Annotated in this window: 12 protein-coding genes; 10 read left to right on the top strand and 2 right to left on the bottom strand. The window is 68.4% G+C overall.

The features are described from left to right. The first annotated feature begins 59 nt into the window (after positions 1–59). From C2U31_RS02470 to C2U31_RS02450, 5 genes are all read left to right on the top strand, one after another. Entirely contained in the window at positions 60–1,391 is a 1,332-nt protein-coding gene (locus C2U31_RS02470) for an MFS transporter (protein ID WP_103271388.1), read from the top strand. Continuing rightward, the gene (locus tag C2U31_RS02465; RefSeq protein WP_233772615.1) at positions 1,388–2,476 is read left to right on the top strand and encodes a M14 family metallopeptidase; all 1,089 of its coding nucleotides are present in this window, start codon (positions 1,388–1,390) and stop codon (positions 2,474–2,476) included. The genes C2U31_RS02470 and C2U31_RS02465 overlap by 4 nt, the downstream gene beginning before the upstream one ends. Positions 2,477–2,615: 139 nt before the next feature. Beyond that, positions 2,616–4,718 carry a TonB-dependent receptor domain-containing protein gene (locus tag C2U31_RS02460; RefSeq protein WP_103271386.1) on the top strand — a complete coding sequence of 701 codons (2,103 nt, stop codon included), beginning with the start codon at positions 2,616–2,618 and terminating at the stop codon, positions 4,716–4,718. 86 nt (positions 4,719–4,804) lie between these two features. Then, positions 4,805–5,590, top strand: coding sequence for a 2-oxo-tetronate isomerase (gene otnI / locus C2U31_RS02455; RefSeq protein WP_103271385.1), 786 nt, complete (start codon positions 4,805–4,807; stop codon positions 5,588–5,590). A 157-nt stretch (positions 5,591–5,747) separates the two neighbouring features. Continuing rightward, complete coding sequence (locus tag C2U31_RS02450; RefSeq protein WP_103271384.1) at positions 5,748–6,740, top strand: tripartite tricarboxylate transporter substrate binding protein; 993 nt, start codon at positions 5,748–5,750, stop codon at positions 6,738–6,740. A gap of 21 nt (positions 6,741–6,761) precedes the next feature. On the opposite strand, the gene C2U31_RS02445 is transcribed toward C2U31_RS02450, so the two are convergent. Then, the gene (locus tag C2U31_RS02445; RefSeq protein WP_103271383.1) at positions 6,762–7,664 is read right to left on the bottom strand and encodes an EamA family transporter; all 903 of its coding nucleotides are present in this window, start codon (positions 7,662–7,664) and stop codon (positions 6,762–6,764) included. Between the two features lie 51 nt (positions 7,665–7,715). Beyond that, positions 7,716–8,351, bottom strand: a complete 636-nt coding sequence (locus C2U31_RS02440; RefSeq protein ID WP_103271382.1) for a LysE family translocator — start codon at positions 8,349–8,351, stop codon at positions 7,716–7,718. Positions 8,352–8,566: 215 nt separating this feature from the next. Between C2U31_RS02440 and C2U31_RS02435 the strand changes: the two genes are divergently transcribed. The 5 genes from C2U31_RS02435 to C2U31_RS02415 all read left to right on the top strand — a co-directional run bounded on the left by C2U31_RS02435 (position 8,567) and on the right by C2U31_RS02415 (position 12,402). Then, positions 8,567–9,031: an Lrp/AsnC family transcriptional regulator gene (locus tag C2U31_RS02435; protein ID WP_103271381.1), complete on the top strand. Its 465-nt coding sequence runs from the start codon at positions 8,567–8,569 to the stop codon at positions 9,029–9,031. Between the two features lie 217 nt (positions 9,032–9,248). Continuing rightward, positions 9,249–9,983, top strand: coding sequence for a succinate dehydrogenase/fumarate reductase iron-sulfur subunit (locus C2U31_RS02430; RefSeq protein WP_103271380.1), 735 nt, complete (start codon positions 9,249–9,251; stop codon positions 9,981–9,983). Between the two features lies 1 nt (position 9,984). Beyond that, a complete protein-coding gene (locus C2U31_RS02425; RefSeq protein ID WP_103271379.1) occupies positions 9,985–10,320 on the top strand; it encodes a succinate dehydrogenase in 336 nt (111 codons plus the stop codon). After that, positions 10,317–10,661: a succinate dehydrogenase gene (locus C2U31_RS02420; protein ID WP_103271378.1), complete on the top strand. Its 345-nt coding sequence runs from the start codon at positions 10,317–10,319 to the stop codon at positions 10,659–10,661. Before C2U31_RS02425 ends, C2U31_RS02420 begins: the two co-directional genes overlap by 4 nt. Before the next feature lies 1 nt (position 10,662). Further along, positions 10,663–12,402, top strand: a complete 1,740-nt coding sequence (locus C2U31_RS02415) for an L-aspartate oxidase (protein ID WP_103271377.1) — start codon at positions 10,663–10,665, stop codon at positions 12,400–12,402. Position 12,403 lies beyond the last annotated feature (1 nt).

Genomic DNA, 12,403 nt, shown 5'->3' with positions numbered 1-12,403 from the left:
ATACGGAACCGGGATCACCGGCCGGGCGCCGCGAGCCTAACGGACATCAAGGGGAAACCATGTCTATCGCCGTCGCGGCCGTTTCCGGCCAGCCGGGGCTGTACACGCCTTCCATGCGCCGGCGCGTCATTGCCGGCACCACCATCGGCAACGCGCTGGAGTTCTTCGACTTCACCGTCTTCACCTTCCTGATGCTGGTGATCGGGCCGCTGTTCTTCCCGGCCGCCTCGGGCTACGGGCAGTTGCTGCTCACCACGGCCACCTTCGGCGTGGGCTTTCTGATGCGGCCGGTCGGCGGCATGCTGATCGGTTCCTATGCCGACCGCCACGGCCGGCGCGCCGCCATGACGCTGACGCTTTGGCTGATGGGCCTGGGCTGTGGCCTGATCGCGCTGGCGCCCACCTATGCGCAGATGGGCATCGCCGGGCCGGTGATCATGGTGCTTGCGCGCCTGATCCAGGGCTTCGCGGCCGGCGGCGAGGTCGGCGCGTCCACCACGCTGCTGGTCGAGCACGCGCCGCCGTCGCGGCGCGGCTTCTATTCCAGCTGGCAATTCGGCAGCCAGTCGCTGGGCGTGATGCTGGGCGCGCTGGTGGTGGCGCTGCTGACCGCCGCGCTCACGCCCGAGCAGATGAAGGACTGGGGCTGGCGCGTGCCCTTCGTGATCGGCATCCTGACCGTGCCGGTGGGCGCTTATATCCGCCGCAACCTGGAAGAGACGCTGGAGCCCCAGCCCGCGCCCGGCGCGGCGCGCGCCCGCTCCGACCACCAGCCGCTGCGGCGGGTGCTGGCCGGGCACAAGGGCGCGGTGGCCAAGGGCATCCTGCTGGTCATCGGCGGCATGGTCTGCGCCCAGATCATTGGCTTCTATATGCCGGCCTACGCCAACAAGGAACTGGGCCTGCCGGCCACGTCCACGCTGTCGGCCAGCGTGGTGCTGGGCGCCATCGGTTTCGTGGCCGCGCCCTTCGTCGGCCTGCTGGCCGACCGCGTGGGACGCAAGCGCGTGATTTTCTGGTCGCGCGCCGCCACCGTGGCCGCGCTGTTGCCGTGCTTCCAATGGCTGGTGTCGGCGCCGAGCAGCGCGCGGCTGATGACCGTGATCGCCTTGCTTGCGATATTGTTGGCGCTGCAGACCGCGCCGGTCATCACCATGCTGCCCGAACTCTTTCCCAAGGCGGTGCGCACCACCGGCATGTCGGTGGTGTACGGGCTGGGCATCTCGGTGTTCGGCGGTTTCGCGCAGTTCTTCGTCACCTGGCTGCTGCACGTCACCCGCAATCCGATGGCGCCGGCCTGGTACTTGATGGTCACCGTGACGCTTTCCACCGTGGTGCTGTTCTGGATCCAGGACCGCACCGGGCATGACATCGACAATCAGGAGGCATGATGCAGTCCCGCTATTTTTCCGACAGCTACGCCCAGGCGCGCGAGCGCTTTCTTGCCGCCGCCAAGGCCGTGGCCGCGCGCATGGCCTCGTATCCGATCGAGGCGCGCGGCGCCCGGGACGAGGCCCTGTCCACCGACGTGGCGCTGATCGGCGACGCCAAGGCCGAACGGCTGCTGATCATGACGTCCGCCACGCACGGCGCCGAAGGCTTCTGTGGCTCCGGCTGCCAGCTGGCCCTGCTGGACGATGCGCCGATGCTGGCGCGCGCGCGCGATTCCGGCGTGGCCCTGCTGCTGGTGCACGCGGTCAATCCTTATGGCTTTTCGTGGATTGCGCGCACCGACGAGGGCAACGTCGACCTGAACCGCAATGCCCAGCCCTTCGATGGCCGTCCCTTGCCCGAGAACCCCGGCTACGGCGCGCTGCATCCGTTGCTGCTGCCCGAGTCCTGGCCGCCGACCGAAGCCAACCGGCGCGAGCAGGAGCGCTACATCGCCGAGCATGGCCTGGCCGCCTACGCCCAGGCCGTCTCGCGCGGGCAGTACACGCATGCCGACGGCCTGTTCTATGGCGGCGATCGCCCGGCGGCCTCGCTGTTGAACATGCGGCGCATCCTGAAGGAACATGCCGCCGCTTTTTCCCGCATCGGCTGGATCGACGTGCATACGGGGCTGGGGCCGCGCGGCCACGGCGAGAAGATCTACGCCGGCCGGCGCGACGAGGCCGAAGTGGCGCGGGCGCGGCACTGGTACGGCGCGGACATCGCCGTGCCTTACCAGGGCAGCTCGGCCTCGGTGGACATCACGGGCCAACTGGCCAGCGTCATCTACGATGCCTGCCCGACGTCCACGCCGACGCTGATGGCGCTGGAATTCGGCACCCAGCCCTTTGCCGACGTGGTGCAGGCGCTGCGTGGCCGCAACTGGCTGCGCGCGCATCCGGAAGCCAGCGAGGACGCGCGCCGGGCCATTCTGAAGGCCACGTTGGATGCCTTCTATTGCGGCGACGCCGATTGGCACGGCATGGTGCTGGGACAGAGCCGGGTGGCGGTGCTGCAGGCGTTGTGCGGCCTGCAAGACGACTGAGAGTCCGCATCGGATCCGGAAGGGCGCGGCGCCGGCGACGGGGCCGCGCATTTTTTTTTTGGCCTTGCCGCTTGTTGTTTATGCAATGTTATATCATCTGATTTTTGTTCGTAATGATATAACATCCATAGGAATCGAGATGCAGGGAAAGAAAGAGGGATCGCGGCGCTTCGCCCGCCGCGCCGGCGCGGCCAGGAAGGGATTGCGGCCGCTGGCGTGGGCGTTGCTCGCCGCCTCCGGCGCCACCGCGCAGGCCCAGCAAGCGGCCGGCCAGGCGGACGCCGCCGCCACGCTGGCGCCGGTCACGGTATCGGCCAATCCGCTGGGGCTGGATCTGAACAGCACCACGCAGCCGGCCTCTGTGCTGGAAGGCGATGCACTGGTCGAGAAGCGCGGCGGCACGTTGGGCGACACGCTCGATGGCCTGCCGGGCGTGCATAGCGATACCTTCGGCGGCGGCGCCAGCCGTCCGGTGATCCGCGGCCAGACCGCGCCGCGCGTGAAGGCGCTGTCCGACGGCTCCGAGCTGATGGACGCCTCGGCCATTTCGCCCGACCATGCCGTGACCACCGAGCCGCTGCTGGCCGAGCGCATCGAGGTGTTGCGCGGCCCGGCGGCGCTGCTGTACGGCGGCGGCGCCATCGGCGGGGTGGTCAATGTGATCGACAAGAAAATCCCCACCGAAGTCCCCGAGAAAGGCATCGCCGCCGAGGCCGAGATCCGTGGCGCGACCGGCACCAAGGAACGCGCGGGCGCCATCGGCATCACCGCCGGCGAAGGCAATTTCGCCGTGCGCGTGGAAGGCATGAAGCGCCGCAGCGGCGACTATCGCGTGCCAGACTGGTCCAGCAGCAAGCTGGACGGCTCGTACAGCGAATCCACGCAAGGCACGGTGGGCATGTCCTGGATCACGCCGCGCGGCTACATCGGCCTGGCCTTCACGCACCTGGAAAGCAAGTACGGCCTGCCTGGGCACAATCATGAATACGAAGGCTGCCATCCGCATGGCACGCATCTGCATTGCGGCGGCCACGATCATGGCGACGAGGACGGCCACGACCATGACCACGGCGCCGAGGGCGGCGGCGTGCCCTACGTGAAGCTGCGCAGCAATCGCACGGACCTGCGAGCCGAATACCTGGATCCCTTCGCCGGCATCGAGAAGATCCGCCTGCGCGGCGGCTTGACCGACTACCAGCACCAGGAGATCGAGGGCGGCGAGGTCGGCACCACCTTCAAGAACCGTGGCTACGACCTGCGTCTGGAGGCGCAGCACAAGCCCGTCGCCGGCTGGCGCGGCGTGGTGGGCATGCAGACGTCCTACAGCGATTTCCGCGCGGACGGCGAGGAAGCCTTCCTGCCGCGCAGCAAGACGCGCGCCAACGGCATCTTCCTGCTGGAGGAATACAAGCTGGCCGACTGGCGCTTCGAGCTGGGCGCGCGCCAGGACTGGCAGACGGTCTCGCCCCAGGGCGGCGCGCCGCGCAGCAGCCTGTCGGGCACCTCGCTGTCGGCGGCAGCCATCTGGAACTTCGCGCCGGAGTATTCGGCGGCATTGTCGCTGTCGCGCTCGCAGCGCCTGCCGACCGCGCAGGAGCTTTACGCCAAGGGCGTGCACCTGGCCACCAACACCTATGAGATCGGCAACGCCGGCCTGGGCCGCGAGACCTCGCACAACATCGACCTGACGCTGCGCAAGCACTCGGGCGCGACCACTTTCAGCGCCAGCGTGTTCCACAACCGCGTGAAGAACTACATCTACGCCAACACGCTGGACCGCTACGAGGACTTCCGCCTGATCGAGTACACCCAGCGCGACGCCGAGTTCACCGGCGTGGAAGGCGAGCTGCGGCATCAGTTCACGCCCGTGTTCTCGGCCGCCGTCTTCGGCGACTACGTGCGCGGCAAGCTGACCGGCGGCGACGGCAACCTGCCGCGCATCCCGGCGGCGCGCGCCGGCCTGCGCGGCAACTTCAAGTGGCAGCAGTGGTCGGCCGGCGTCGAGTACGCGCGCGTGTTCTCGCAGAAGGACATCGCCGCCTACGAGAACAGCACGCCCGGCTACAACCTGGTCAACGCCGTCGTGGCCTATCGCGGCAATTACGGCTCGACCGGCTACGAGGTCTACCTGCGCGGCACCAACCTGCTGAACAGGCTGGCCTACAACCATGCCTCGTTCATCTCCTCGGTGGCGCCGCTGCCTGGCCGCAGCGTGCTGCTGGGCATGCGCCTGACGTACTAGTCGCGGCAGGAGGGCGGGGCGGCGGCCCTGTGCTATGTTCGCGGGGTGCCGCCACCGGGCGGCGCCACGCAGCGCAGGAGCCCGCCATGCTGAAGTTCGCCGCCAACCTGTCCATGATGTACACGGAACATGCGTTCCTGGACCGCTATGCGGCGGCCGCCGCCGATGGTTTTGCTGGCGTGGAATGCATGTCGCCGTATGAAGCGCCGGCGGCCTTCGTGCGCGAGCGCCTGGACGCGGCGGGGCTGCGCCAGGTGCTGATCAACACGCCGGTCGGCGCCGCGGCGCGCGGCGATCGAGGCCTGGCCGCGCTGCCCGGCCGGCAAGACGAGTTTCGCGCTGGCCTGGAGCAGGCGCTGGCCTATGCCGACGCGCTGGCCTGCCCGCAGGTGCATGTGATGGCCGGGCTGGCGCCCGACGGCGCGCCGCGCGCCGCGCTGCTGGACTGCTACCGCGAGAACCTGGCCTGGGCCGCGTCGCAGGCGCGTGCGTGTAATGTCACGCTGCTGATCGAGCCCATCAATACCCGTGACATTCCCGGCTACATCCTCAACCGTCAGGACGAGGCCCATGCCGTGGCCGAGTCGGTCAACGCGCCCAACCTCAAGGTGCAGATGGATCTGTACCACTGCCAGATCGTCGAGGGCGACGTCAGCGCCAAGCTGCGGCGCTACCTGCCCACCGGCCGCGTCGGGCATCTGCAGATCGCCGGCGTGCCGCTGCGGCACGAGCCCGACCAGGGCGAACTGAACTATTCCTGGATCTATGCGCTGCTGCGCGAGCTGGACTATCGCGGCTGGATCGGCTGCGAATACCGGCCGGCCGGCGCCACGTCGGATGGCCTGGGCTGGCTGGCCGCCGCCCGCGCGTGAGCGCGCCGGATCGGAACCACGGACATTCGAACCCGTGCGTTATCGCGAGACGGTTGGCGCACGCTTGCGTTGCCCGGCCCTGGCGTGCCAACATAATTAATATGTTAATTAAATACGGTCCAAGCAGGCCGTAAAACGGGATAAGGAGACAGTCCCCATGTTCACAGGCATTTTCCGCCGCCTGCCGCGCGCGGCCTTGCTGGCCGCTGCCCTGGCGGCATCCGTGGCCGCCGTCCGGCCCGCGTCGGCGGCCGAATTCCCCGATCATCCGATCCGCTGGCTGGTGCCCTTCAGCGCCGGCGGCGGCAGCGACATCGCCACGCGCATCGTGGCCCGGCACGTGGCCGACGCGCTGGGCCAGCCGGTGGTGGTCGAGAACCGTCCCGGCGCGGCCACCATCGTCGCCGCCCAGGAAACCGCGCGCGCCGCGCCCGACGGCTACACGCTGATGACGGCCGGCATGAGCACGCTGGCCCTGAATCCCTGGCTCTACCGCAAGCTGCCATACGACCCGCAGAAGAATCTGGCGCCGGTGTCCACGCTGGTGGACCTGCCCATCGTGCTGGTGGTGTCGCCGGACTCGAACCTGCATACGCTGGCCGACGTCATCGCTTACCTGAAGAGCGACAAGGCGCCCAGCTACGCCTCGCTGGGCGTGGGCAGCCCGCACCATCTGGCGATGGAGCTGTTCCTGGAAACGGTGAAGGGCAAGGCCACCGCCATCCCCTACAAGGGCACGCCGCCGGCCTTGCAGGACGTGGCCTCGGGCGTGGTGCCCCTGATGATGGCCGATCTGGCCGCCGCGCGGCCGCTGATCCAGGGCGGCAAGCTGCGCCCCATCGCCGTGCCGGCGGCGCGGCGCTCGGACCAGTTGCCTGACGTGCCGACCTTCGCGCAGGCCGGCGGTCCGGCTTTCGAGGCCGCCGCCTGGCAGGGCGTGGTGGCGCCGGCCGGCACGCCCGAGCCGGTGATCAGGAAGCTGAGCCAGGCGATCGAACAGGCGCTGCGCGCGCCCGAGGTGGTCAAGCAGCTGAAGCTGCAAGGCATGGAACCGACCGGCAGCACGCCGGAAGCGTTCAGCGCCTATGCGCGGCAGGAGCACGAGCGCTGGGGCGCGGTGATCCGGAGCAAGGGCATCACCGCCGATTGATACGCCTGCGCCGTCCGCGTCTCAGTCCGGCGCGGGGGCGGGCGGCGCGCGGCGTCTGGCGGTGGCGGCGCAGCCCGCCGACGCGATCACGATGCCGCCGATGGCCAGCCACTGGTTGCCCGACAGCTGCTCGTTCAGCACCACCACGCCGGCCAGCGCGCCCATGGCCGGCTCCATGCTGAGCAGCACGCCGAAGGTCTTGTTCGGCAGGCGCTTGAGCGCCACCATCTCCAGCGAATACGGCAGCGCGCTGGACAGCACGCCCACCGCGATGCCGGCCAGGATCAGCGACGGATCCAGCAACGCCGTGCCGGCATGGGCGGCGCCCACCGGCAGCGCCACCAGGGCCGCCGCGGTCAGGCCCAGCGAGGTCGCCTGACCGCCGTGGATATGGCCGGCGCGCTTGCCGAAGATGATGTACAGCGCCCACAGCACCGCCGCGCCCAGCGCATAGGCCAGTCCGACGGGATCCAGGTCGTGCACCGATTGGCCGGTCGGGATCAGCAACAGCAGCCCGGCCGCCGCGCAGGCGATCCAGAGGAAGTCGATGGCGCGGCGCGACGAGAACACCGCCAGCGCCAGCGGCCCGGTGAACTCGATGGCGATGGCGATCCCCAGCGGCAGCGTGCGCAGCGCCATGTAGAACATCAGGTTCAGGCAGGCCAGCGTGACCCCGTACAGCGCGATCTTCAGCGCGTTGGCGCGGCTCAGCGGAAAGCGCCACGGACGCCAGATGGCCAGCAGGATCAGCGCGCCGATCACGATGCGATAGGCGGTGGTGCCCTGCGCGCCCACCATCGGGAACAGCGATTTGGCGAACGAGGTGCCGATGCACAGGGACGCCATCGCCGCCATCAGCGACAGGACGGGAACCAGCGTGGAGGAGGAGGTATCGCCTCCGGTGTTCAGGGTAGCGGTGCTCATGGTTGCGTGTAGCAGGTAGGGGCCGGGCGCGGAAGACAGGGAATCAAGGACTCAGGGCGCGGTCGTGGAGTAAAGCACATATGCCGCCAGGCCCAGCATGATGGCGCCCAGCAGTCCCTGCTGCGCGCGCAGGAACCAGGCGTTGCGCCCCACCCAGCCGCGGATGCGCGAGGCGCCGTAGGCGAAGCAGCTGCCGTAGGGCAGGCTCAGGATCTTCATGGTGACGCCCAGCACCAGCATCTGCGACCAGACCGGCCCCTGCTCGGGCGAGGTGAACTGCGGCAGGAAGGCGATCATGAACAGCAGCACCTTGGGATTGAGCAGGTTGGTCACGAAGCCCTGCCAGAAGGCGTCACGCGCATCGCCGGGCCGGGCCGCGAGCGAGACCTCGACGTCGCGCGCGCAGCGCAGGATGGCCTTGATGCCCAGGTAGGCCAGGTACAGGCCGCCAGCCGCCTTCACGCCCAGGAACAGCCGGGGCGAGGCTTGCAGCACCGAGGCCAGGCCCAACACCACTGCCGGTACTTGAACGAAACCGGCCGCCACGTTGCCCAGCACGCTGAGAAAGGCCGGGCGAAAGCCCTGGGTCATGCCACGGGACAGGGTCAGCGCCATGTCGGGCCCGGGCGTGAGCTTGAGCGCCGCGTCGGCGGCGAGGAACAACAGGAACAACTGGAGCGAAGGCATGGGATTCTGGCGCGGCAGGCCCGCGGCGCGCGGGCGGCAAGGATCACAGTGTAAGCAAGGCGGCTGATTTTTTTCTGCGCTACACGGGGCAGAAATGGAGTTTTCCGTCGAAAGCAGGGGTGCTGGACGCAGCAGAGGCGCTGGGCGCGTTTAGAATCGTCGCACGGGCCCGCCGGCCTGCATCCGCGACCGCATACGCTCCGCCTCACGCCGCCATGGAACTCGACGATTTCGACCGCCTCATCCTGCAAAGCATGCAGGAAGACAACCAGCGCACCAGCCAGGAAGTGGCCGAACGCGTGAACCTGTCGCCCGTGTCCTGCCTGCGCCGCATGAAGCGGCTGCGCGACGCCGGCGTGGTCGCCGCCGACGTGTCGGTGGTCGATCCGGCCGCCGTGGGGCGCGGCATCATGATGGTGGTGCTGGTGTCGCTGGAGAGCGAGCGCGCCGACAAGCTTGGCAAGTTCAAGCGCGCCATGACCGAGGCGCCGGAAGTCATGCAGTGCATGTCGGTCACGGGCGAGGTGGACTTCGTGCTGACGCTGACCATGCGCGACGTGCTGGAGTATGAGTCCTTCGCGCAGAAGCACTTCTGGGGCGATCCCAATGTGAAGCGCTTCTCTACGTTGGTGGTGATGAACCGCGTCAAGCACGGCCTGGCGGTGCCGATGGATATCTGAGGCGCCGCGCGCCCGGACTGGCGTCGCGCGATGGCTGAGGCGGGTGTTTCCGACTGCACTTGCTTGAGCGATTCGCCGCGATAGGGGGCGGCCGCCCGGCGTTCCCGTCTCTGGCGGGCTCGCTTTATCTTCAAAAAATATCAACCTAATTAATATTGATTCATCAATTCGCGATTCCTAGAATCTTCCCATGGCTCACCGCCGCCTTGGGGCAGACATGGACAGCGAAAAAAACACGACGCCGCGACAGCTAACCGTCCGCATTTCACGCGGCGCCGGCGATGGCGAATTCACGGTCTATTCGGTGCCGTGGCGCGACAACCAGACCGTGCTGGACGTGGTCACCGAAGTCCAGCGCACGCTGGAACCCGGTCTGTCCTATCGCTACGCCTGTCGCGTGGGCGTGTGCGGTTCCTGTGCGATGACCGTCAATGGCAAGCCGCGCTGGACCTGTCGCACGCACGTGAGCCGGGTCGAGGAAGACGGCGTGATCGTCATCGAGCCGCTGCGCAACATGCCGCGCATCAAGGACCTGGTGGTCGACATGCGCGAGTTCTTCCAGAAATGGATGCGCGCCGGCAACACCTTCGTGGGCACGGCAACGCGCCACGATCCGCCGGCGATGGTGTCGCCGCAGAGCAAGAAGCGCAAGCAGGCCGACGCCGCCATCGAATGCATCAACTGCGGCGTGTGCTACGCGGCCTGTGACGTGGTGTCCTGGGACCCGGAGTATCTCGGGCCGGCGGCGTTGAACCGCGCCTGGACGCTGTACAACGACGAACGCCATGCCGATCCCAAGGACGTGTTGCGCCAGGCGACCTCGGGCAGCGGCTGCAATTCCTGTCACACGCAGGGCAGCTGCATGAAGCACTGTCCGGTCGACCTCAGCCCGACCGGCAGCATCGCCGGCCTGAAGCGCAGCTCGCTGATCAACCTGCTCAAGGGGGGCTGACATGGAGGCCCGCCTGTTCGCGCTCCAACGCCTTACGGCGATGGCCATGGCGCCTTTCGTTCTCGTGCATCTGGGACTCATCATCTACGCCGTGCGCGGCGGCCTGAGCGCCGGCGCCGTGCTGTCGCGTACCCAGGGCAGCTGGGCCTGGATCCTGTTCTACGGGCTGTTCGTGGCCTGCGTCGCCGTCCACGTGCCCATCGGCCTGCGCAACATCCTGGTCGAATGGCTGCGGCTGGGCCGGCGCGCGTCCTCCTGTATCGGGCTGGCCTTCGGCGCGACGATCCTGTTCCTGGGCCTGCGCGCGGTGGCCGCCGTGGGAGGGCTGCTGCAATGAAGTCCGCGCGCAATCACCAGGCGTACTGGGCCTTCCTGGGCCATCGCCTGTCCGGCCTGGCGCTGGCGCTGTTCCTGCCGGTGCATTTCTACGTGCTCGGCATGGCGCTGGACGAGGCCCGTTTCGACCGCTTCCTGAAGCTGTCCGACATGCCGGCGATGAAGGTCGGCGAATGGGGGCTGGTCCTGCTGCTGGCGTTGCACCTGTGTTTCGGCCTGCGCCTGCTGGCGCTGGAACTGTTGCCCTGGCGTTCGACGCGCAATGCCCGCAACGGCTGGATAGGCTGGGGCTTCGCCGTGTCGATGGCGATCGGCCTGGTGTTCATCGCTGGAGTCATCTGAGATGCAGATCGAACAACACAAGACCGACATCCTGATACTGGGCACCGGCGGCGCCGGCCTGTTCGCGGCGCTGCACGCGAAGAAGGCGAACCCGGACCTGCGCGTGACCGTGACGGTGAAGGGGCTGCTGGGCAAGTGCGGCTGTACCCGCATGGTGCAGGGCGGCTACAACGTCGCGCTGTCCGCCGGCGATTCGGTGGAGCGGCATTTCATGGACACCATCGAAGGCGGCAAGTGGCTGCCACGGCAGGACCTGGCCTGGCGCCTGGTCGAGGGCGCGGTCGAACGCGTGCGCGAGCTGGAAAACGAGATCGGCTGCTTCTTCGACCGCAATCCCGACGGCTCGCTGCATTCCAAGGCCTTCGCCGGCCAGAGCTTCGACCGCACCGTGCACAAGGCCGACCTGACCGGCATCGAGATCATCAACCGGCTGATGGAGCAGGTGCGTGCGGTGGACGTCGAAGAGCTGGAGGAGCACCGAGCCATCGAGCTGATTCCCGCCGCCGATGGCTCGGGCATCGCCGGCGTGCTGTTCATCGACATGCGCACGGGCGGCTACCGGCTGATCCAGGCCAAGGCCGTGCTGCTGGCCACCGGCGCCGGGCCGACGATGTATCGCTATCACACGCCGTCCGGCGACAAGACCTGCGACGGCCTGGCCATGGCGCTGCGCTACGGCCTGTCGCTGCGCGACATGGAGATGGTGCAGTTCCATCCGACGGGCCTGCTGGGCGGCCCCGACACCCGCATGACGGGCACGGTGCTGGAAGAAGGACTGCGCGGCGCCGGCGGCTATCTGCTCAATGGCGACGGCGAGCGCTTCATGGCCAACTACGACAAGCGCGGCGAACGCGCCACGCGCGACGTGGTCAGCCGGGGCATCTACGCGGAAATGCGCGCCGGACGCACCGGTCCCATGGGCGGCGTGTACATCCAGATGAGCCACCTGGGTCCGGAGAAAGTCGCCAGGACCTTCCCCGGCATGGTCAACCGCTGCAAGGACTGCGGCTTCGACCTGGCGGGCGGCAAGGTCGAGGTGGTGCCGACCGCGCACTATCTGATGGGTGGCGTGGAGTTCAACGTCGACGGCTCGACCGCGTCGCCGGGGCTGTACGCGGCGGGCGAGGACTGCGGCGGCGTGCATGGCGCCAACCGGCTCGGCGGCAATGGCGTGGCGAACTCCACCGTGTTCGGCGGCATCGCCGGCGATTCGATGGCCGCGCACGTGGCCGCGAACGGCCGCTGGCGCGATCCGGATCCGCGCGCCATCGCGCGCGGCTTCGAGCGCGCGGAATACCCTTTTTCGAAGCCGGCCGGCCGCATCCATGAATTGCGCGACCAGCTGGCGCGGACCATGTGGGACGACGTCGGCGTGCTGCGCCAGCGCGCCGCGATGGAGCGCGGCCTGGACGCCGTGGAGGCCCACCATGCCGCGCTGCGCGGCATCGGCGTGGCCGATGGCGACCGCCGCTATAACCTGACCTGGCACGACTGGCTCAACCTGGAAAGCCTGGTCGATATCTCCAGGGTCATCACCGTGTCGGCGCTGGCGCGCGAGAACAGCCGCGGCGCGCACTTCCGCGAGGACTTCCCGGAACCGGGCGATCTGCACGCCAGCCGCTACACGCGCGTCAGCGCGCCGGACGGCGATCTGCGGCTGGACATGGTTCCGGTTTCCTTCGACATCGTTCAACCCGGCCAGTCGCTGATCGACGGCGAAGCCGGCACTCCCCAGGCATAAG

The sequence above is a fragment of the Achromobacter sp. AONIH1 genome (genome assembly GCF_002902905.1).
In the GTDB taxonomy this organism is placed as follows: Bacteria; Pseudomonadota; Gammaproteobacteria; order Burkholderiales; family Burkholderiaceae_B; genus Achromobacter.
This window is presented reverse-complemented; position numbering and strand designations above follow the sequence as displayed.

What these genes read in the sequence shown, in the direction of transcription:
- C2U31_RS02425 (WP_103271379.1), top strand. Translation starts at nt 9,985, where the DNA reads ATGGAGGCCCGCCTGTTCGCGCTCCAACGCCTTACGGCGATGGCCATG.
- C2U31_RS02415 (WP_103271377.1), top strand. Translation starts at nt 10,663, where the DNA reads ATGCAGATCGAACAACACAAGACCGACATCCTGATACTGGGCACCGGC.
- C2U31_RS02445 (WP_103271383.1), bottom strand. Translation starts at nt 7,664, where the DNA reads ATGAGCACCGCTACCCTGAACACCGGAGGCGATACCTCCTCCTCCACG.
- C2U31_RS02430 (WP_103271380.1), top strand. Translation starts at nt 9,249, where the DNA reads ATGGACAGCGAAAAAAACACGACGCCGCGACAGCTAACCGTCCGCATT.
- otnI (WP_103271385.1), top strand. Translation starts at nt 4,805, where the DNA reads ATGCTGAAGTTCGCCGCCAACCTGTCCATGATGTACACGGAACATGCG.
- C2U31_RS02440 (WP_103271382.1), bottom strand. Translation starts at nt 8,351, where the DNA reads ATGCCTTCGCTCCAGTTGTTCCTGTTGTTCCTCGCCGCCGACGCGGCG.
- C2U31_RS02470 (WP_103271388.1), top strand. Translation starts at nt 60, where the DNA reads ATGTCTATCGCCGTCGCGGCCGTTTCCGGCCAGCCGGGGCTGTACACG.
- C2U31_RS02420 (WP_103271378.1), top strand. Translation starts at nt 10,317, where the DNA reads ATGAAGTCCGCGCGCAATCACCAGGCGTACTGGGCCTTCCTGGGCCAT.
- C2U31_RS02450 (WP_103271384.1), top strand. Translation starts at nt 5,748, where the DNA reads ATGTTCACAGGCATTTTCCGCCGCCTGCCGCGCGCGGCCTTGCTGGCC.
- C2U31_RS02460 (WP_103271386.1), top strand. Translation starts at nt 2,616, where the DNA reads ATGCAGGGAAAGAAAGAGGGATCGCGGCGCTTCGCCCGCCGCGCCGGC.
- C2U31_RS02435 (WP_103271381.1), top strand. Translation starts at nt 8,567, where the DNA reads ATGGAACTCGACGATTTCGACCGCCTCATCCTGCAAAGCATGCAGGAA.
- C2U31_RS02465 (WP_233772615.1), top strand. Translation starts at nt 1,388, where the DNA reads ATGATGCAGTCCCGCTATTTTTCCGACAGCTACGCCCAGGCGCGCGAG.